Below are 19,364 nucleotides of genomic sequence, written 5' to 3' on the forward strand. Positions count from 1 at the left end.
CGCCATTATTCCCAAAAGTAACCTAAGGTGTTGCAATTCGGGGAGTCTGTTTCGTTCATAATAGCTGTTGTCCTCGGATTGTTCTGATCTTATAAATTCAGATATTGTAACAATCCGAGTGACAAAGGCGAACGCTGACGCTTCTCCAGAATCTTTCACCTGCTGCGTCTACGTATGCATACGCAACTCGTCTACAGAATTATTTGCCCGCTGCCACTTACTCCAGAACACCCGCCTGCTCCGTCGCGCAAGCTGCGATGCAGGGCAGTCGCAACATTCATCGCTCCGCTGGGGGAATGGATCGGATCCGCCTGGGCTTGCGGATCCTCTCTCTGGTTAGTTAGTTGGAAGAAACGAAAAAAACCTTTTCTCCCGAACGCGCTGGGCGTCGTTGTGAAAAGGCTGAATGAGAAAGGTAATATGGCGTTTAATCAAAGATCGAAACGATAATTAAGAATACGGCCAACAGGACGTATAATGCGATCGATATTATCATTAACGTTCGTCTGCTCATGGCACATGCTCTCCTTCCGCCGCCGTTGGCGGGCCTCTATACAACTAATGTATGCAGGGGAGGCATATGCGGAAATTGTCCACGCGCAGATGAGTGCTATCGCTTACAATAGAAGGCTGTAAACAAACCGAGCCGATGCACACCGCTAGCTGACCAGCACGCTTTTGCACATAATGTACCAGCTATCCGTGTCTTCCGGATATCGGCATTCCTGCAGGATGGAATAGCCTAGCCGTTCGTAGAATTGGACGTTAGCCGGCAACGATAATCGGACCTCTAAGCGAACCTCAGGCATGCCACGGTTGGCGGCCAACCGCTCCAAATAGTCTATGATCTGCTTGCCGATGCCTCGGCCGCGGGCAGCAGCGACAACGGAGATGCGTCCAATATAGACGTACCCGTCCTCGACGCGATACTGCGCTGAGCCAATCGCTTCGTCGTCCAGTTCCGCTAACACAGCTCCGCCGCGCGGACTTAGCTTGCGAATCGTATCCGCCAGCTCCTCACGCAGCGCACCGGATGGCGGATTCAGCACGCCGCGATATTCCTCGAACGCTTCCCGCATAATGCGGTGAACGGTAGCCCATTCTTCGATCGCAGCCTCTCGAATATGTACGCTCATCTCCGACATCCTCCTACCGAGCTATATTTGCTGGCTATGTCTATGAAGCACCGCATCCAGAACATGCGGGATTGCAGTTTGTATGTAGGCAATCAATCGTCTCATCTGCTCAGGAAAATCCGGTTCATCCGGCTCACCAACATGAACCGGTGTGGATTGACCGCTGTATAACTCATTAAACAACGCAATTTCATAGTCAAAATACTGTTTGATATATTCCCGATGCAATTCGCTCATCCCAATTACACAGGACGGATCACTGCCGAATCGAGGCGTGAACATCGTTCGTTCAAAATCGCTCGTATCGATGCCAAGCTCATTCATCAGATCGAAATGCAAGGTCGAATAAGCCGAAACATCGCTGTTCGCCCGAATGCCTGCGGAGCTAACCTGTACACCTTGAATCTGGTTCTTTCGCAAGTAATCTCGCATACAAAACTCGGCAATTACACTTCTTGTAAAATTGTCCGTACATACGAAGCATATGTTCATATCGCAATCCCTGCCTCTTTTTGTTTCTACCAAATTTATCATAGTTGACTTACAAAATCACCCATGAATTTCGATATGCACTCGATATCCGATCAGCATAGTAAACGGAGACAAACTCACCTCTCCGATATGCAAAAAGAGCGATACAGAGATATCCCTGTACCGCTCTTGCTACAATTGTTTATTCACCGTCGCAATAAGCAACGACCTGCTCGTACGGCAGTTTGCCGCCATAAATGTCGAGCGCGCTGCCGATCGTAATGTCCAGCTTGCCGCCCGACAACTCTTTGAACAAAGCCAAATCTTCTAGGGAACGCGCGCCGCCTGCATATGTGCAAGGAATCGTTACCCACTGCGCGAGCGAGGATACGAGGCTTTGCTGAATGCCGCTCTGCTTGCCTTCTACGTCAACGGCATGAATGAGAAACTCATCGCAGAATTGTTCGAGGTAACGAATATTGTCTTCGTTCACTTCGAAATCGCTGAACTGCTTCCATTGGTTCGTGACGACATACCATTTGCCATCGCGCTCCTTGCAGCTGAGGTCGATGACGAGCTTGTCTGCGCCGACTTCTGCGACGATTGCATTCAGGTTATCCATATCCAGCTTGCCATCGCGGAAAATATAGGAGGTGACGATCACATGCGACGCCCCCTGTTCTAGATAATGCTTGGCATTACTCGCGTTAATGCCGCCGCCAATCTGGAGACCTCCTGGATAGGCGTTAAGCGCACGCACAGCTTCCTCTTCATTGCCGCCGCCAAGCATAATGACGTGGCCGCCGACCAGCTTGTCTTTGCGGAACAATTCGGCATAGTGGACAGAATCGTAGCTGGAAACGAAATTTTCGATGACTGCGCCTTGATCGGCGTTCAGCGTTTCGCCGACGATTTGTTTTACTTTGCCCTGGTGCATATCAATACAAGGTCTGAATTTCATAGGAATCCCCTCACGAATGTGCTGATTGCTTGAAACTAGCTCCCTTTATCCTATCACGTTCGCAGCATATGGTCGACACAACGAGCCACGAGCCTATACAGATCCCCATAAATTCGCTACAATCAAAATCACTCAACCGTCCGTTAATCGCAACGAATCTTTATTGAAGTAATGTTCCTGAATGATCGGAGGCTTTATTGTGAACCTAACCAAGTACGTCACGATGCTCGTCGGCACGACCTTTCTGATGGGAATCGCATTTCCGATTGGCAAAATCGGACTCGATTACGCGCCGCCCTTCCTGCTTATGTCATTTCGTTATTTGATAGCCGGTGTCTTATTAGTGCTCATAACGCTCCGCAGACAGCAGCCGCGAGGCAAGCAATGGCTGCAAGCTGCCGCTATCGGCTTACTGCAGACGACAGGCGTCATGGGCTGCGCCTACTTCAGCATGCGCTGGATTACGTCCAGCGAGTCAGCCATTTTAACGTTCGTCAATCCGCTGCTCGTTATCGTGCTAGGCACGCTGTTGATGGGTGCCGTGTATCGACTGAGACAATGGGCAGGCGTTGCTGTCGGTTTCCTAGGCGTGGCCGTCACCTTCGGCATGCATGTCGATTTGTCGCCTGGGACGTTCATCTGCCTTGCAGGTGCAGTATGCTTCGCCTCTGCAACCTTGCTCATCAAGCGCTGGGGCGCCGGCTTTGATATGAATGTGCTCGCCGCCTATCAGATGCTCTCTGGCGGTATCGCGCTGCTCGTGCTGAGCTTTATATCGGAAAGGCCCGTTTTCACCGTAACCTCAACCTCGATCATCGTTGTGCTGGCGCTTGCTCTGCTCTGTTCAATCGTTCAGTTCACCGCATGGTATCAACTGCTTCGACAAGGCGATGCAGCGAAGACGAGCTCCTTCCTATTCCTCGCACCGCTGTTCGGCGTATTGTGCAGCTGGCTGATGCTCGGCGAAGAGCTTCATGTGTACACAGCGATCGGCGGCGCATTGATCTGTGCAGGCATCTTCCTCGTGAACCGAGAAGGAAGCCGAGCCACGCATCAGCGCACAACCAAGACAGCTGCATTATAATGAAGGCTCTCCCAAGATGACAAAAGCGCAAGTGCCGCTCAGCAGCGGCGCTTGCGCTTTTGTCATTCCGAACAAACTCTAACGAGAGAGAGCCTCTTACATATTTCGGCTTTCTGTGTGCGAGAAGCCCGCTTTCAACCGTTCGATCGGCTCACGAAGCAGGCTGCTGAGCAGAATGCCTTGAATCGTGCCCAAGACCAATGAACCGATCGTAATCGGCAGTCCGAGGTACGGCAGCATAAATCCGGTCCCCATATCCTCCATGCCAATGTGCAAAATAACAGCGATGGAAACAAGCAAGAGAAACAGTCCCAAAGAGAAGAAGAACATATACCATCTTCCGTCGGCGGTGAACGCCGTCACAACACAATTGCTGATAAGGAGTGCCAGCAGCCATATAATAATGGCCGAGCTGCTCATGCTGGTGCTTAATACGCTAAGGAATACGATAGATAATACGGCATGAAGCAGTGGAGCTGCTAACAGTTCAACCATCCGTTTCAACATCGAGATGCACCCCTTCGCGTTTAATATCCTTACAGCAGCTTCACAACCGTTCCGATAAAATAAGCTGCCGGAATCATAATCAGCTGTCCCATCATTGTCCCTACGAAACGCGAGGTCATCAGAACGACGTACACTTTGCCCAGTTGATTGCGATACTGCTCATGCTGCAGCGCTTTGTCGGTAATTAGCCCCAGCTGCGGATCGATAAAGATCGTGAGCAGGATCGTCGCGACCCCATTGATAATGCCTGACGCCTGAGAGGCTGTCGTGCTGAATGCCGGGAGCAGATGGGCCGTATATAAGGAAGCCATAACGCCAACCGTGTAGAATGCCGTGACGAACACATTCATAACAATCAATCGATACGGAATGCCCAAATACCGAAAGTAATACAGCGAGAAGGCCGGCTTTCGCAAATAGTACTTCGTATTCTTGAGCTGCCCGACCGTCACGCTTGAGATGAGCTTCGGAATCGAACCCGCAACTTCAAGCTTCGCGATAATGCGGCTGAACACGCTGACGAAGGTCGGGAACAACGCGATGGCAATCAGCGTACCAACCGACGAAGCCAGCAAAATAATGCGCATGTAATTGATAAGCGGAAACGTCGGATGCGACCGCGCGAAGTCGACGAATTTGGCCGTCAACGGCGCTTGCAGCAGATTGGCCGTGCGCGATACAAGCACGATAATGCCCGTCAACGATAACGCTACTGCTATTTTGTTCAGCTTCACGCCTGCAAACCGAATCGCGTACGACAGCGTCTCCGACGTATGAATAACCATCGTCAGGATGAAGACGAATATTAGTTTCTCGATCATAGTGCCTGTTTGGTTGTTTGTACGAACGTCGCTGCCTCATCAATTCCCAAATCACCAAGCATCGCTTGGCGGCGTCTTGATAGCGTGAACACAATGATCAACCTCCGATCAACCTGTCATCCGCGATTATTGATTCAAACAAAATCGTATCGTATGATCTATTACTTCAATGACCTCATCCCATTCGAGCAGCTCCAACGGCTCGTGCTTGGCTTCTGCTTGATGCTCGAAATCGATTGTCAAATCGTTAAGAATGCCCTGCAGAAATCGGCAGTCAATCTCCTCGATGTCCGCCGGTTCGGGCACTAGCGGCAGCAACCGTAGTCCATAATGGTCGATAAGCTTGCCGTTCAACCGCCAGAAATCACGGTAGTAAGCGTTCTGCGCTTGTTTCTTCTCCGGCTGCGGAAGCCATTTGATCCGCTTATTGTAGATACGCTCCATCCAGATCTGATCGGAGATCAGATGATAGTAGTAGCCGAGATGAAACGGCGTGGTGCTCGTCGTGAAATATTTGGCGCCAAACATCTCGTAGTCGGTTTGCCAGGCGCCTTCCGCATTCATTTTGGCAAAATGCGATTTCGCCTTCGGTTCGTTCATATGCTTATGCACATCAGGCGCAAGTCCGCCGATTAAGAGCTGATCGTCCCGTATGCCCGTCGCTTCATTCAACCTTGTAGAAATCGCATAATGCATCATTCTCGATCCCATAATCGGATAAGCTCCCTCCTGCTTCACACGCGCGCCATATGATGAGATGAAAAAAGACGAGGTCGTTCTGACGTCGTCTTCGATGCTGAAATCGCCTTGCTGCTACAGAGATAGCCCAGCCAAATTCGGATTGCCAGCCATTATTTGTTGCGCTTTGCTCTTCGTTGTCGTTTGTCGGAGCAATCCGACCAGTCGATTAAGCAGCAGCCAGCGAATGACTGCGATCGCTTCAAACGCCTGTTCTTCCACTAACGAGAGCGGCATGATCGCCACATAGGCACTGCGGAAAACAGCTGCGTGCTTATCGCTCGCATAGATTCGCAGCAATGCATAAGCCCATGCAAAGTCATACCGTGGATCGCCCATCTGACCATTCGTCCAATCAATGATCGTACATCTGCCGTCGCTGAACACCACATTGCCCGAATTATAGTCGCCATGAATGAGATGCTCATACCGGTACTGGACACGGTCAATGATCTGAAGCAGCCGTTCATGGAGATCGCTGTGCATGGCTATGTTAGGAAAGAAATAAGGCACAAAATCAAAAGTAGGGAGCAGCTCAGGCGCGATGCCATCAAGGCGCATCCGATGCAATTCTGCCAGCTGTACGGCCAGCTCTGCCAGCATCTCGTCATCCAGCTTCTTAGGCGGCAGCCCATCATGGCTTGTCACAAGAACGGCGTTGCCGCCGGGATCGATCCCCCATCCAATCGGTTCCGATACTTGCACGCCGCTGCCGATGAGCGCTTGAAGCAAACGATACTGCCGATTGATATCTGGCTTGGAATCTCCGTTCCACACTTTCCACACATAGGCTTCCTGCGCCAGCAGAAGTTTCGTCACCTCCGCTTCAAGCCCTGATGCCATCGGCTCCAATTGAACCGATTGTTCTTGAGCGATAAGCTGTTCCAGACGCTCCGTCGAGCAATGCCACTTCGTCGCGCTTATCTGAATCATCGATATGCCGCCCTCTCTCCCCTATCTATACGCCCGACCGCGCAGACAAGTACTCCTCCTGCAAAATCGCCATACAGACGATATCCGAATACTTGCCGCGCGAAAAATGTTTGTTTCGCAGCCGGCCTTCTTCACGAAAGCCGCACTTTGTATAGCATCGAATCGCCTTCGCATTAAAATCATGTACTTCAAGCTGGAGCCGATTCAAATTCAATTCCTCGAAAACAAACTGCTGCAGCAGCCGAATGGCCGCTGATCCGATGCCTTGATTGTGCAGCTCAACGCTGCCAATCACCATGCCCATCTCCGCGCACCGATTCTTCCAGTCGATGCGGAACAGGTCTATCTGACCAATATAGAGCTCGGTCTGTCGGTCCGCGATAACGAAACCTTTGGACTCCGAGGAGCTGTCCAGCATCGTGTTCAAATACGTTTCGGTCGCATTGAGCGTATGCGGATATAAGAAAGCGTCGGACAAGTATTGCGTGATCTCAGGGTCATTGCACCATTCCCGCATCTCCACCAAGTCTTCTCTGCGATATTCTCGAAGCATAATTGCATCACCGATCAAATGCGGCATAGGCTCCCCCCTCTAGCAATCTCATTCTATGTAACTAGCTTTCTTGCTGTTTCATCGTTCATTAAATGTATCATATTCCCAGTCGCATGGAAATATCAGGAGCAGTCAAAGCGTTCTCTTACAGTCCAAAAAAATATTGCCGCCTGTACTGTGGAATTCGTGTCGTTCTGTTCGGAAGCACATCATGCTCACCTTATTCAGAACGAGTTTCCAACTGTACAAACGGCAATAGCGGTAGATCGAGGTAGAGGTTCATCAGCTTCCATTAAGCAGCAGCTCGTATCCATTCGTTCTCCTTATACGCTCGGTTCAGATGACTTATCGGGCAAGCTCTTCTGCAATACGGCATTGGCTTGACGGACATACTGGAATCGCTCGTATGCTCGGATCGCGATTTCATTTTCCGCACCGGTCAGTACGCTGACTTCGGATACGCCTCTTGAACGAAGCTCCTCTTCTATATGAGCCATAAGCATCGTCGCTAGGCCGCGTCCTCTCGCGGACTCCTCGACGAACATTTCCGTCAGATAACCGTGCTTCTCGCGATAGCAGAACGATTCGAAGTATTGCGCGCATGCGTAGCCGACAGCATGGCCGTTAAGCAGTGCGATCGCAACAAGCTCGTTCGAACGAAGCAGACTGTCGCGCACTTCCTCCGGCGTAAGCACGACCCCGTTAAACACCTCGTTGAGCCGAGCCAAATCCTCTGCATCATGGATATAGGCCCGACGGACCTCTTTTTTCGCCTCTGTCATTCGTACCGCCTCCTATTCTTCGTATGCTTGTAAGACGCAAAACGTCGAACCGACTATTCCGTGCTCAATTATTGTACAAATATACACTTCTCGCGGGAGAACAGCAAGACCTATCACACTATTCGGAAAACTTGCGTTTTTTCGGGGTTGTTCGTTGCAGATTGGGCGTGCATAGGTCTTGTATGGGCGAAAATATACAATAAACACATTAGGCATCCGCCACATCATGTAGTAACATATTCCTGAACTGCCTATTTCGTTTATTTCACAAAATCGTGTATTGGAGGCATCAATTGATGAAGGCTGCTGACCCTATTACCATCTATTGGAGTCTCCTTCTATATGACCAACGGCACAAATTCTCAAGAATAAGGTGAGCATAATCGGTGAAATCCATCCAATATTCAACGCCTCGATCGCTGCTGAACAAAGGGACAGGCTTCTTGTCCGGCTATACGCATTCCCTCAATCCGTATACGGGCTGTGCCTTCGGCTGCTCTTATTGCTATGTCAGGCAAATGCCGGTGTCGGTTTTCCGTCAATCGGATTGGGGCACATGGGTGGATGTGAAGCAAGGGGCGGCGGCTTTGCTGCAGCGTGAGCTTCGACGGGCGAAAGCAAAGGGGCCTGTAACGATATTCATGTCCTCCAGCACCGACCCGTACCAGCCCATCGAATACAAAGAACAGGTCACGCGCTCGCTGCTGGAGGTCATGGCTGCTGATTCGCCCGATTTCCTGCTTGTGCAGACCCGCAGTCCGCTTGTTACGCGAGATATCGATCTGTTGCAGCAGCTTGGCCGCAAGGTGCGCGTCAGCATGACGGTCGAAACCGACCTCGACGATATGCGCAAGCTGTTCTCGCCAGAAGCGCCGCCTATACAGGCGCGTCTTCGGGCGCTGCGCGAGCTGGCCGCCGCGGGCATCGCGACTCAGGCCGCTGTTGCGCCGATTCTCCCAAGCAGCGACACCTTCCCAGCCGTCCTTCGAGAGCTGGTCGATCGCGTCGTCCTTGATAATTACGAGTTAGGAGACGGCAGCGGAGGCAAACGAACGCGCCGACTTGGCATTGAGGCGTTGTACAAACCGAACGGGCTGGAGCATTGGTACGGAGCACAGGCGTTGGAGTTGATGCAGGAGCGGATGAAGCTATATTTTCACGAGGATGAATTGTTCGTCAGTCAACAAGGGTTCGAACCATAATGAATCTTCTTCTAGTTAGGCGCCGTTGAAGGAAACTTTAATCATTATAGATGAGATGGAGGCTGTACCTCGTATGCTGCCAGTCGTTACCCTACCCGTCAATAAGGAGAAGACGAGAAGTTCCGTCTTCGAAATCTTCCGAGTATCGTTCAAGCTTGGCCTTACCTCGTTCGGCGGACCCATCGCCCATCTAGGCTATTTTCACTCGGAGTATATTAAACGCAGACAATGGCTCGATGAGCGCAGCTATGCCGATCTCGTAGCGCTCTGTCAGCTGCTTCCCGGCCCTGCCAGCAGCCAAGTCGGGATAGGCATCGGAACGATGCGAGCGGGACTGTTAGGCGGGATTGCCGCTTGGATCGGATTTACGCTCCCTTCCGCTCTCGCGCTCATTCTGTTCGCCCTGCTGTTGCATGAACTGCCGATTGACAGCTATGGCTGGATTCATGGGTTGAAAATCGTTGCGGTCGCAATCGTCGCGCAAGCCATACATAGCATGGGCGTCAAGCTGGCGCCCGATCGGAGCCGCGCAACCATCGCGGCTGTGGCGGCCGCTCTCACACTGCTATGGCCAGCCGCAGGCAGCCAGCTTCTAGCGATCGCTGGCGCAGCCCTGATCGGCTGGCTGCTGTTCCGAGACGGCGAAGCTGCAGCCCCTCCGCCGTTGCCAATGCCAATCAGTCGGCAGACAGGCATCGTATGCCTTGTCCTATTCGCGCTGCTGCTGGCTGGATTGCCGATCATTCGAGAGTTGACGTCTAATCATTGGGCTGCGCTCGTAGACAGCTTCTACCGTTCCGGCTCTCTTGTATTCGGCGGCGGACATGTGGTGCTGCCATTGCTTGAGCGGGAGGTTGTGCCTACCGGCTGGATTAGCAGCAACGACTTCTTGGCTGGTTACGGAGCGGCTCAAGCTGTACCGGGGCCGCTGTTTACTTTCGCTTCCTATCTCGGCGCCGTCGATAGCGGTGTATTAGGTGCAGTGATCGCAACGATTGCGATCTTCCTGCCTGCCTATCTGCTCGTTGTTGGGGCGCTGCCGTTCTGGCATGCCTTGCTGCACAACACACATTTCAGAGGTGCCATCGTCGGAATCAACGCAGCGGTCGTCGGCATCCTGCTGGCAGCCTTCTACGATCCAATCTGGGTAACCGCCATTGCCGGAGCACGGGAATTTGTACTAGCTGCGATACTGTTCACGATGCTGACGTACTGGAAGCCGCCTATTTGGGTCATCATTGGAGCCGGTGCAGTCGGCGGCATACTTATTCAGCAGCTATAGACATACTAGAAGAGCCTCAGCAGTCGGCCGAAATCGGTCAACTCGCTGAGGCTCTTCTTTTCTCGTACTGATGCATATTGCCTGTCATTAATATGCGCTTATTTGCGCTTCATGCTGCGGATCAACTGCTTCGTCTCCGCATCGATGCGAAGCGATTCGGTTATTTTTTGCAGCGACTTGTTGTAGGTCCAATTATCGAGCGTGCATTCGTCGCCTCGAAGATAAGCCATCGTCCGATCCGGAACATTCGTGAAGCAGGTGGCAATCGCCCATGCGACAGCCATCTTCACATAATAGTGGTCCTGTTTGATCCGATCGAGCAGCGGCAGCACGCGGTCCATATACTCGTCATCCGCATAATAGTTAAGCAGCATAACGACGCCGAAGCGAATGTCATAAGGCTGATCCGATGCCAGATAAGGCTGGATAAACGACCAGACGCGTTCCTTATGCTTTTGCGTTATTTTGAGACCTATGCAGAAGCTGTCGCAAACCGACCAATTGTTGATCTTCGGAATGAAGCGCGCAATCGCCTCCAGCTTCTCCTCAATGTCCGCTTTCGCATAACCAATGACGAGCCCCTGCAACATGATCTCTTCGAAATATTCGTCGCTCGCCGTCGCAAGGTAGGCTTTCCAATCACCTTTCGCGAGCTGCCCCGCAATCTTGCGCAGCGTTGGAATTCGGACGCCTAGTATGTTGTCCACATTCGGAATCAGGGAGGAGGAGAAGCTGCGGTACTTCTCCTCGGCCTCTTCTAATAATTGATTTCTTATCGAGAGATTCATGATATGTCTCCTTAGATGACACCCAACCCAAAGTCTCGGGATCCACCCCACCCAAACCCTCCCCTTGTAGGGGAGGGCCCACGGGGGCTGGCCCCCAGGACCCCCTGCAGGACTGATCTAGATACGTAGGATCGTGCGCTCGCTTATCGTCCCTGTGGGACACGCTCTATGTGGTACGTGACTAGATGCGGTTGAGCGTCTTCCCACTTGTTCGGCAGATGCGTCATACGTGCAGGTACTCGCTATTGTCCCTGCGGGACGCGCTTTACGTTTGGATAAGGATGTAATTATACTGTGAAGCTAATTCAAACCAGCATCAGTAATTAGAAACGATCAGCGGAAAGACAGACCTTTCGCCTCTAGCGCTTCGCGAAGAATTCGGATTCCTTTGGGACCCATGCCGTGCAGCTGTTTGAGCTCGGTCTCCGATGCGGCTGCGACTTGCTCGAGATTGTTGATTCCCGCGTTCAGAAGTGCGCGAATTGCCGGTTGTGACAGTCCGGATGGGAATGATTGATTCGGCTCCATCGATAAGTACTCTCCTTCTATCTTGGTGAGGGCAGCTGTTGCGTATACCAAGCTAACAGTTCATCTGGGCGATTAATGGAGAAGATTGGCCCTTCAAACGCAATGTCCGGAAGCCAAGTCACGACAGCTGCGATATGCGACAGATTGTCCAACAACTCCTTGTCAGCTTCTCTTCGAACGATGACGATCTTCGGATAGGCTTCCTGCTTGAAGCCTTCGACGACTACGATATCCATGGTAGCCATCCGCTGAACAAGAGCGCTGAGCTCAACAGGCTTCTCTTCCATCATAACGGTCCGGTTTGCAGACGTAATCGCGGTCATGCTTGCACCTGCCTCCCGATGCCTCCATGTATCCGTACCTTCATGGTCAATATCAAACCGATGGCCGTCATGCTTGACGGTGCCAACCGCATAACCCGCTTCTGTTAGCGCACGCACCATATTTTCAACCAAAGTGGTCTTGCCTGCGTTCTTGTAGCCGACAACCTGAATAATGTTCGTCATGTAGACATCGCTCCATCCAGCGGAATGATTTGCACGATTTCACCTGATGAGAGCCCCGTCTTCGTCGGAGGAATGACAATCAGACAATTCGCATCTTTCAATGAAAGGATCGCGCTCGATTTGTCTCTACCGACAGGCTTAGCGTAATGCTCGCCTTCAGCGCTGTACCAATAACCGCGAACGTAGCGAGGATAAGCGTTCACCTTCTTGTAATCGACCGCGAGACGGCATGTCACCGTTTTTGCAGGATTGAACACAGCCCCTTGCAGCTGCTGGATAACGGGCCGCACGAACAACTCGAAGCCAACGAAGCAGGCAGACGGATTGCCGGATAGACCAAACAAAAGCTTGTCGCGCCAGGAGCCCGCTGTTGTCGGACTGCCTGGACGCATCGCGATTTTGTTAAACAGCGTTTTGCCTTCCCATCGAAGGAAGAAATCCGCCATAATGTCATAATCGCCGACGGACACGCCGCCTGTCGTCACGATCAAATCAACATCAGACGCAAGCAGGTCATACAACATCCGCTCAGCACGTGCGTAATCGTCTGGAATCTGACCGACCAGCTGAGGCGTTCCGCCAGCCGCAATGATTTGAGCCGCCAGCATGTATGCGTTGCTGTTGCGGATTTTGCCCATCTGAAGCGGATCCGACAACTGCAGCAGCTCCGTGCCGGTTGACAATACCGCTACCTTGGGCCTGCGGTACACAGAGACCCGGCTATAACCTAGCGACGCAAGAATTGCCGTATGGCCAGCGCCAATCCGCTCTCCCGCCTCGAGCACAAGCGTCCCTTCGTCCGCCTCTTCGCCGATCGGCGTTACATTCGTGCCGGGCGCAACCTTTTTCTGAATGCGAACGATGCTTCGGCCTTCGCTCTCCAGCAGCTCTGTCATCTCTTGCATAATGACAGCATCAGCGCCTTCCGGCACCATTCCGCCTGTCATAATGCGGGCCGCTTGACCCTTTGCAATCTTGTATTGCGGTTCAACGCCGCATGGAATTTGCTCGATTATTTCGAGCTCCGCAGGGGCTGCTGCACGCACATTCGCCAGATCAGAAGTCCGCACCGCATACCCATCCATGCCGGATCGGCGAAAATGCGGGATCGGTTCCTCCGTTCGCACCGATGCGGCCAATCTGCGGCCCAAAGCATCAACAAGGTCAACTTCTACAGCTTGAACAGGTTGAACACGGCCAAGAAGCAGTGCTCTTGCTTGCTCGACGGTCATCGCTCGGCGATCATATTTATTCGGAATGCGATCGATGGCTGTGTCCAACTCCAGTACCTTCTTCCGTTTCGTTTTCCATGCTCAGCAGCAGCTCATATTCTTGAGGCGTATTCATGTTGAAGACGAATCGAGTGTCGATGCCCCATCGCTCGAATGTCCAAGCGTTAACTGTTTCATAGGCGATCTGATCGAGAAAACCATTGACTCGCCGCTGTCCCCGATCCAGCATAGCCGCAATCGGATCCGCGCACCGTTTGTCGTAGATGCCATGCAGCGGATGCTGCTTCTCCTCGATGAACGGGATAACCGCATCGCTGCCTCGGTCATGCTTGCGGCCAACCATTAGCATTGCGGCTTGTACGGACAGATAGGGCATATCGCAGCCGACAATCCATACATCCTCATACCGCGCCAGCGACAGACCGGCATGCATGCCTGCCAATGGCCCTTGTCCCGCATAATAATCGGTAATAATTCGTACATCCGAATCAACGATCGGGAGATACGTCTTCGGTTCGTTCGTAACTAGAATAACTTCCGAACACAGCTGCTTCAAGATACGTATCTGCCGCTGTATCAATGTCTCTTGATGTACCTTGAGCAGCGCCTTAGGCGAGCCTCCCATTCGTCGGCTTTGTCCCCCAGCGAGTATGACACCAGACAAACTAACCTTCTCACATGGCAGCGGATTCGCAACATCCAGCATGATCATCCCTCCATGTCACTAAGTCTCACATTGTACTTCCATTATGGGGCATTCAGCGGTTGGACTCAATGAGATTGATCACTATAATGTACGAATGGGTCAAACATTTATCAAACGAAACTGAGCTGCCCTGTTTCCGCTTCGCGGTGCAGCCGTCTATTAAGGAGCCGATAAATTTAAAAAAGAGGTGTCCCACGGTCATACGCGATGACAAAAGGGACACCTGTTTCAATTGTTTGGCAGCCGCTTACTCCTCTACGGCAAGACGATGCTTCTCTTTATATTCGCTTGGACTGAGCCCCGTATGATCTTTGAATACGCGGGAGAAATAATGCTGATCGCTGAAGGAAAGCGCATCGGACAACTCCTTGATCTTAAGGTCCGGCTTGGCCTGCAGCTGCTTGCACGCTTCTGCGATTTTCAGCTCCATGTAATATTGCACGAACGTCTTATTCGTAAATCGCTTAATGATGCGGCTGATGTAAGACGGGCTGACATGGAACTTGGCCGCCAGATCATTAATGGATAGCTGCGAAGATTTGTGCAGCTTCACAAAGCTGTCCATTTGCTCGAACAGCTCTTCTCCGCTTTTCCGGTTGCGCGAATGGAGCAGCTCGAAGTTTCTCGCGCACCATTCTAATAACTTCTCGCAGAACGAAGAGTAGCTATCCGATTGCAGCATCTCCTTCACTGCCGCTGCGGCAGCGAGACGTTCTTCCGGACCGTTGTCCGGCAGGTTGTGGACGAACGCATCGGCTATGGCTGCGACTAGCCGTTCCAGGTCAATGTACCTCGCATGTTCGCTGTACGATTGCCGCAGCTGCTCGCCAAGCTTCATGTGAAACGGCTGAGGTTGGCGTTGTTCGATCATATCTATAAACGGTTTGATTAACGCTTCATTCCGCTGCTGCTCGGGAATGCGATAGTTTGTATCGAGCAGGACGGTCTTATCAAGAAGCACCTCTTCATTCAGCAAGTGCTTCAACCTGTCATAATGCGATTGAAACTGTCCCGGATCGGCGGCTTGGAAGCTGCCGGCCATTGCGATAGTAATTCCAAGCCCTAGCAATCGTTGTTCGACGGCTTCCATCCACGCAACGGTCGAATCGACGCGTTCTCGGACGGCCGATTGCACGATCACGATATAACGGTCGGGATCTTTGGCAGGGAACAGCCAGCAGCCATGCGGCTTACATATCTCTTGAATCTCGGATTGCAGCTTTTCGGTACGCCAATTCCCCGTATCCGGTACGAAAGGCTGTCTGCTCATCAGAAACATTGAAACAGGCTGTTCGACAAACTCGGGACTAAGCCGCAAACCGGCCAGGAAGCGCGGAGCAACCATTCCTTTCAATGGCTCCAAGTCGACTTCACGCCGCTCCGCGAGCGAATCGATCACACGCGCCATCACGTCCAGCAGCTGCTGCCGTTCGACAGGCTTAAGCAAATAATCGAACACCTGCAAATTTATCGCTTTGCGCGTATATTCGAAATCGCTGTAACTGCTGATCAGGACGACCTTCAGGCCTGGATACAGCTGTTTGGCTTGCTCGATGAGCCCAAGCCCGTCCAACTTCGGCATCCGGATATCGGTAAGCAGAATATCTACGGGATGTTGTTTGATATAGGCAAGCGCATCTTCGCCATTATAGGCGGTCGCGGCAATCTGTATCGGTAGGTCCGCCGACTCGAGCAGCGCCTTGATGTTGCGCAATATCGGCTTGCTGTCTTCGGCGATCAAGGCGGTATACATACCCTCTCTCCCTTCAGTTCATGCACCTCTTAGTAGAAATCTTCAGTGAGCGAGGCGATAATTTGCACGGTAGCTCCTTTGTCCTCTCCAGCATTATTGTACAAATTGAAGAACAGCCGGTTCCGGTACATTAATTTCAATCGGTTGACCGTGTTGACGACGCCCATGTTCCCGAAGCTTGAAGGCATATGAAGCTCATGCTCCCTGGCCTCGGAATTCGATATATTATCCATGATTTCGTTGATTTTGTCCGGGGCGATGCCTTCGCCGTTGTCGCTGATTTCGATCGCCCAGATGCCGTTATATAGCTGCACCCGAATTTGAATGCGCCAAGGCGGATCGGTATTGTCGAAAGCGTGCTCGATGCAGTTCTCGACAAACGGCTGGATGACGAGCCTCGGGAGTTGAACGAGGTTCGCGGCATCGTCCGCAATGATTTCCCATTCGAGATCGTTCTCATAGTTTTGCTGGACGAGCGACAAGTAATTCCGGGTATGCGCCAGTTCTTCCGCTAAGCTGACATGCTGGTACGGAGACGAAACGATATAACGCAGCGAATCGGACAGATGCTTGCACATATCCGATACCGCTTTGTTCTTGCCCTCTTGTGCCGCAATGCTGATCAGGTATAACACGTTATGGATAAAATGCGGCGCAATCTGCGCTTGCAAAGCTGAATTTCTCGCCTTCATTTCTTCCTGAAGCGCAAGCTTCTCGCTTTCGATCGACTGCTGGAGTCGACTGAGCAGCTCCTGGAACGAATCGCTTAAAGCCATCAGCTCGTTATTGTGCGACTGGTTGTCCACTTTGACGTTCAGATTGCTGTAGCTGATCCGGGATATTTGATTCCGCAGCTTTCGAATCGGCAACAGCAGGTTGCGCGTGCTGAAATATATATAAACGGAAGAGAACAACATCAGCAGCGTAATGAGCAATATAGACAAATATTGCACGGAATTAACCGACCCTAGGACAGCTTGCTTAGGCGTAACGACATAGGTCGTCCAGCCCGTATTGTCCGACGTGTCATAAGCAATGTAATTGGAATCACCGTCCAGATACATGCCGTTGCTATCTTCGTTCTGCTTCTGTAGAAAAGATAATTCCGATTCCTCTCTGGCATTAATGGAACTGGATATGATCTCGCGATTCGGATCCAACACGTATACGTCCCCGACTGCTACATCTTCCGTCGTAAGCTCCAGTTCGGACTGGTCCAGCTGAATGGATAGGTACCCGTAGATCTGGCCATTCTGATTGATAATGGCTCTATCGAATGCCGAAATGCCGTTAGGCTGTCTATATAAAATATATTCGTTATTGTCCAGCTGGTCTTTGAGGCTGGGTTCAAGAATCGACGGATTCGTCGAGTAGCCGATATAGGAAGCGACTGCTCGGCCGTCGAGATCATAAATGATCATATCACGGATGTCCACGCTTGGTCCGATCGCTTCGAACATCATCTCTTTCAGGATACGGTTCTGGCGAAGGGCTTCCGCAGAATCCGTCGAACGATAACCTCTCGTTAAGGCTGCGGGAATTTGCTGGTTAGACAATACGCGCTGAGAAAGCTGGTTCTGATTTTTGATATATTGGTCCAGCTGTCTGCTGATTTTGGCTGCCGTGAGCAGCTTTTCGTTTTTGTTGGTTTCCTTCAGCGGCCCGATGACCTGCCAATTCACGTAGGCTAGAAAGCAGCACAGCACAAACAATAACAAAATCAAAAACATAAGGAATACTTTCGTTTGAAGGCTGGCCTGCGTAGGAACAAAGTTTGTTTTTTTCATGAAGCCTTTCAAGGGACGATAGTCCTCCGATCCTATGTTAGTTCAGAATTTTACACATCAAAGGTAAAGGTCAAACATGTACCTCATGGTGATAAAAATCTACAATTGGATTGTAAACGGATTCAGTCGAACATACAACAAAGGGTAACAAGAGGGGAGAACAACATGAAGCAAAAAGCACGTAAACTATCCATCGGCGCACTCGCAGCCGTATTTGCCTTAACGCTGGCAGCATGCGGCAACGATAGCTCCAATTCGGAAAGCGGCGATAGCAGCAGCACTAGCGGTGGCGGTAAAAAAGTCACGATCGAGCTGGCATTGTCCAAGAGCTCGCAGGACTCCGCATTCGTACAACAAGACCTGCTGGACGAGTTTGAAAAACAAACCAACATCAAAGTTAACCTGCAGCTGCTTCCCGCGGAACAAACGTCTACGGTTCTGCAAACAAAGCTTGCGGTTAACGAAACGCCGGACATTCTGCAATACAACCTGGCGAGCGCTACGACAGACCTTAACCTTGAGCGCAACTTCGAAATTCTGGACGACCAGCCTTGGGTCAGCCGCCTTCTGAACAAAGACGTGTTGTCCGCATACGGCCATGTATACAGCTTCCATGTCAGCCAAGATACCGGCATGCAAGGCGTCGTATACAACAAAGACATCTTCAAAGAGCTTGGCCTAGATGTTCCGAAAACATACGACGAGTTCCTGGCAGCTTGCGAGAAAATCAAAGCGGCAGGCTACACGCCAATCTTTATGCCTTTCAAAGACAACTGGGCAGCTAACGTAATGCCTGGCGCCGCATTCGGTGAATATGTGTCTAAAAATGAACCTACCCTGTTCGAAGATCTGAACGCAAACAAGAAAAAATGGACGGATGTTCCAGCGTTCCAAACGATCCTCGACCAACAATACGATCTTTACAAAAAAGGCTACACCAATACGGACGTACTCAGCGACAGCTATGACATGGCAGCGGGCAACTTCCTCGACAAGAAGGTTGCAATGATGTTCATGGGCGACTGGCTGATCGAATCCGTTGAACAACAGGATCCTAACATGAACCTTGGCCTGTTCGCTTACCCTACGGACAACAAAGGCGACGCGTACCTTGGCGCAAGTCCGCTTGGCGGCCAGCTGTTCGTTCCTAAACAAGCTAAACACAAAGCAGAAGCAGAACAGTTCCTGAACTTCATTGCGCAAAAAGAAGTTGCACAAAAAATCGTGGACGCGCAAGGCTACGTTTCTAACTTCAGCGACGTAACGACGCCTGAGCTTCCGGATTACAAACAAGAAATTCTGGACAACTACATCACGCCTAAGAAAACGGCTATGACGATGGACGCTTACATGCTGGTTGACCGCAGCGAGCTGTACAGAAGCCTGCAAGACCAGTTCACAGGCAGCAAAACGTCCGAGAAAGTGCTCCAAACTTGGGGCGACAAATTCGCCGAACTGATGAAAGACAAAGGCGAAGCAGGATTCTAAGCTGCAGCGACAACGAATCCGTAATAAACGAAAGACCGCGGCCGCTGTTCCCAAGGCGGCCGCCTCTATTAACAAGCATCAGATAGAAAGATAAAATACACAGTCT

20 protein-coding genes are annotated in these 19,364 nt (G+C 51.3%); 4 read left to right on the forward strand and 16 right to left on the reverse strand.

The genetic code is table 11. The annotated features are described in order from the left end of the window. Positions 1-659: 659 nt before the first annotated feature. From SBI19_RS22560 to hisA, 3 genes are all read right to left on the reverse strand, one after another. Entirely contained in the window at positions 660-1,136 is a 477-nt protein-coding gene (locus SBI19_RS22560) for a GNAT family N-acetyltransferase (RefSeq protein WP_317971781.1), read from the reverse strand. 21 nt (positions 1,137-1,157) lie between these two features. Next, a complete protein-coding gene (locus SBI19_RS22565; protein ID WP_317971782.1) occupies positions 1,158-1,670 on the reverse strand; it encodes an arsenate reductase/protein-tyrosine-phosphatase family protein in 513 nt (170 codons plus the stop codon). Between the two features lie 139 nt (positions 1,671-1,809). After that, entirely contained in the window at positions 1,810-2,568 is a 759-nt protein-coding gene (gene hisA, locus SBI19_RS22570) for a phosphoribosylformimino-5-aminoimidazole carboxamide ribotide isomerase (protein WP_317971783.1), read from the reverse strand. A gap of 199 nt (positions 2,569-2,767) precedes the next feature. Here hisA and SBI19_RS22575 point away from each other — a divergent pair, with 199 nt between their 5' ends. Continuing rightward, the gene (locus tag SBI19_RS22575) at positions 2,768-3,652 is read left to right on the forward strand and encodes a DMT family transporter (RefSeq protein WP_317971784.1); all 885 of its coding nucleotides are present in this window, start codon (positions 2,768-2,770) and stop codon (positions 3,650-3,652) included. A 96-nt stretch (positions 3,653-3,748) separates the two neighbouring features. On the opposite strand, the gene SBI19_RS22580 is transcribed toward SBI19_RS22575, so the two are convergent. From SBI19_RS22580 to SBI19_RS22605, 6 genes are all read right to left on the reverse strand, one after another. Further along, complete coding sequence (locus SBI19_RS22580; protein ID WP_317971785.1) at positions 3,749-4,159, reverse strand: hypothetical protein; 411 nt, start codon at positions 4,157-4,159, stop codon at positions 3,749-3,751. A gap of 29 nt (positions 4,160-4,188) precedes the next feature. Beyond that, a complete protein-coding gene (locus SBI19_RS22585) occupies positions 4,189-4,980 on the reverse strand; it encodes a lipid II flippase Amj family protein (RefSeq protein WP_317971786.1) in 792 nt (263 codons plus the stop codon). A 126-nt stretch (positions 4,981-5,106) separates the two neighbouring features. Then, positions 5,107-5,691 carry a hypothetical protein gene (locus tag SBI19_RS22590; protein ID WP_317971787.1) on the reverse strand — a complete coding sequence of 195 codons (585 nt, stop codon included), beginning with the start codon at positions 5,689-5,691 and terminating at the stop codon, positions 5,107-5,109. A 102-nt stretch (positions 5,692-5,793) separates the two neighbouring features. Further along, positions 5,794-6,651, reverse strand: a complete 858-nt coding sequence (locus tag SBI19_RS22595) for an aminoglycoside phosphotransferase family protein (protein ID WP_317971788.1) — start codon at positions 6,649-6,651, stop codon at positions 5,794-5,796. Positions 6,652-6,676: 25 nt separating this feature from the next. Continuing rightward, positions 6,677-7,231 carry a GNAT family N-acetyltransferase gene (locus SBI19_RS22600; RefSeq protein WP_317971789.1) on the reverse strand — a complete coding sequence of 185 codons (555 nt, stop codon included), beginning with the start codon at positions 7,229-7,231 and terminating at the stop codon, positions 6,677-6,679. A gap of 296 nt (positions 7,232-7,527) precedes the next feature. Further along, positions 7,528-7,986 carry a GNAT family N-acetyltransferase gene (locus SBI19_RS22605; RefSeq protein ID WP_317971790.1) on the reverse strand — a complete coding sequence of 153 codons (459 nt, stop codon included), beginning with the start codon at positions 7,984-7,986 and terminating at the stop codon, positions 7,528-7,530. A gap of 386 nt (positions 7,987-8,372) precedes the next feature. Here SBI19_RS22605 and SBI19_RS22610 point away from each other — a divergent pair, with 386 nt between their 5' ends. Beyond that, positions 8,373-9,188: an SPL family radical SAM protein gene (locus tag SBI19_RS22610; protein WP_317971791.1), complete on the forward strand. Its 816-nt coding sequence runs from the start codon at positions 8,373-8,375 to the stop codon at positions 9,186-9,188. A 73-nt stretch (positions 9,189-9,261) separates the two neighbouring features. Continuing rightward, positions 9,262-10,470, forward strand: a complete 1,209-nt coding sequence (locus SBI19_RS22615; protein ID WP_317971792.1) for a chromate transporter — start codon at positions 9,262-9,264, stop codon at positions 10,468-10,470. Positions 10,471-10,568: 98 nt separating this feature from the next. On the opposite strand, the gene SBI19_RS22620 is transcribed toward SBI19_RS22615, so the two are convergent. The 7 genes from SBI19_RS22620 to SBI19_RS22650 form a co-directional block, all read right to left on the reverse strand. Further along, entirely contained in the window at positions 10,569-11,258 is a 690-nt protein-coding gene (locus tag SBI19_RS22620) for a DNA alkylation repair protein (RefSeq protein WP_317971793.1), read from the reverse strand. Positions 11,259-11,591: 333 nt separating this feature from the next. Continuing rightward, positions 11,592-11,786 (reverse strand): helix-hairpin-helix domain-containing protein, encoded by a 195-nt coding sequence (locus tag SBI19_RS22625; protein WP_317971794.1) that lies wholly within the window; start codon positions 11,784-11,786, stop codon positions 11,592-11,594. A 17-nt stretch (positions 11,787-11,803) separates the two neighbouring features. Then, positions 11,804-12,292 (reverse strand): molybdopterin-guanine dinucleotide biosynthesis protein B, encoded by a 489-nt coding sequence (gene mobB / locus SBI19_RS22630; protein ID WP_317971795.1) that lies wholly within the window; start codon positions 12,290-12,292, stop codon positions 11,804-11,806. Further along, on the reverse strand, positions 12,289-13,572 hold the full coding sequence (locus SBI19_RS22635; protein ID WP_317971796.1) for a molybdopterin molybdotransferase MoeA: 1,284 nt from the start codon (positions 13,570-13,572) through the stop codon (positions 12,289-12,291). The genes mobB and SBI19_RS22635 overlap by 4 nt, the downstream gene beginning before the upstream one ends. Next, positions 13,541-14,230: a molybdenum cofactor guanylyltransferase gene (gene mobA / locus SBI19_RS22640; protein ID WP_317971797.1), complete on the reverse strand. Its 690-nt coding sequence runs from the start codon at positions 14,228-14,230 to the stop codon at positions 13,541-13,543. The genes SBI19_RS22635 and mobA overlap by 32 nt, the downstream gene beginning before the upstream one ends. 247 nt (positions 14,231-14,477) lie before the next feature. After that, on the reverse strand, positions 14,478-15,983 hold the full coding sequence (locus SBI19_RS22645) for a response regulator (RefSeq protein ID WP_317971798.1): 1,506 nt from the start codon (positions 15,981-15,983) through the stop codon (positions 14,478-14,480). Positions 15,984-16,012: 29 nt separating this feature from the next. Then, the gene (locus SBI19_RS22650) at positions 16,013-17,713 is read right to left on the reverse strand and encodes a sensor histidine kinase (RefSeq protein WP_317971799.1); all 1,701 of its coding nucleotides are present in this window, start codon (positions 17,711-17,713) and stop codon (positions 16,013-16,015) included. A gap of 222 nt (positions 17,714-17,935) precedes the next feature. On the opposite strand from SBI19_RS22650, the gene SBI19_RS22655 reads away from it, so the two are divergent. Continuing rightward, a complete protein-coding gene (locus SBI19_RS22655; RefSeq protein ID WP_317971800.1) occupies positions 17,936-19,258 on the forward strand; it encodes an ABC transporter substrate-binding protein in 1,323 nt (440 codons plus the stop codon). Positions 19,259-19,364 lie beyond the last annotated feature (106 nt).

This window comes from Paenibacillus sp. CCS19, from assembly GCF_033239625.1.
Lineage (GTDB): Bacteria > Bacillota > Bacilli > Paenibacillales > Paenibacillaceae > Paenibacillus_T.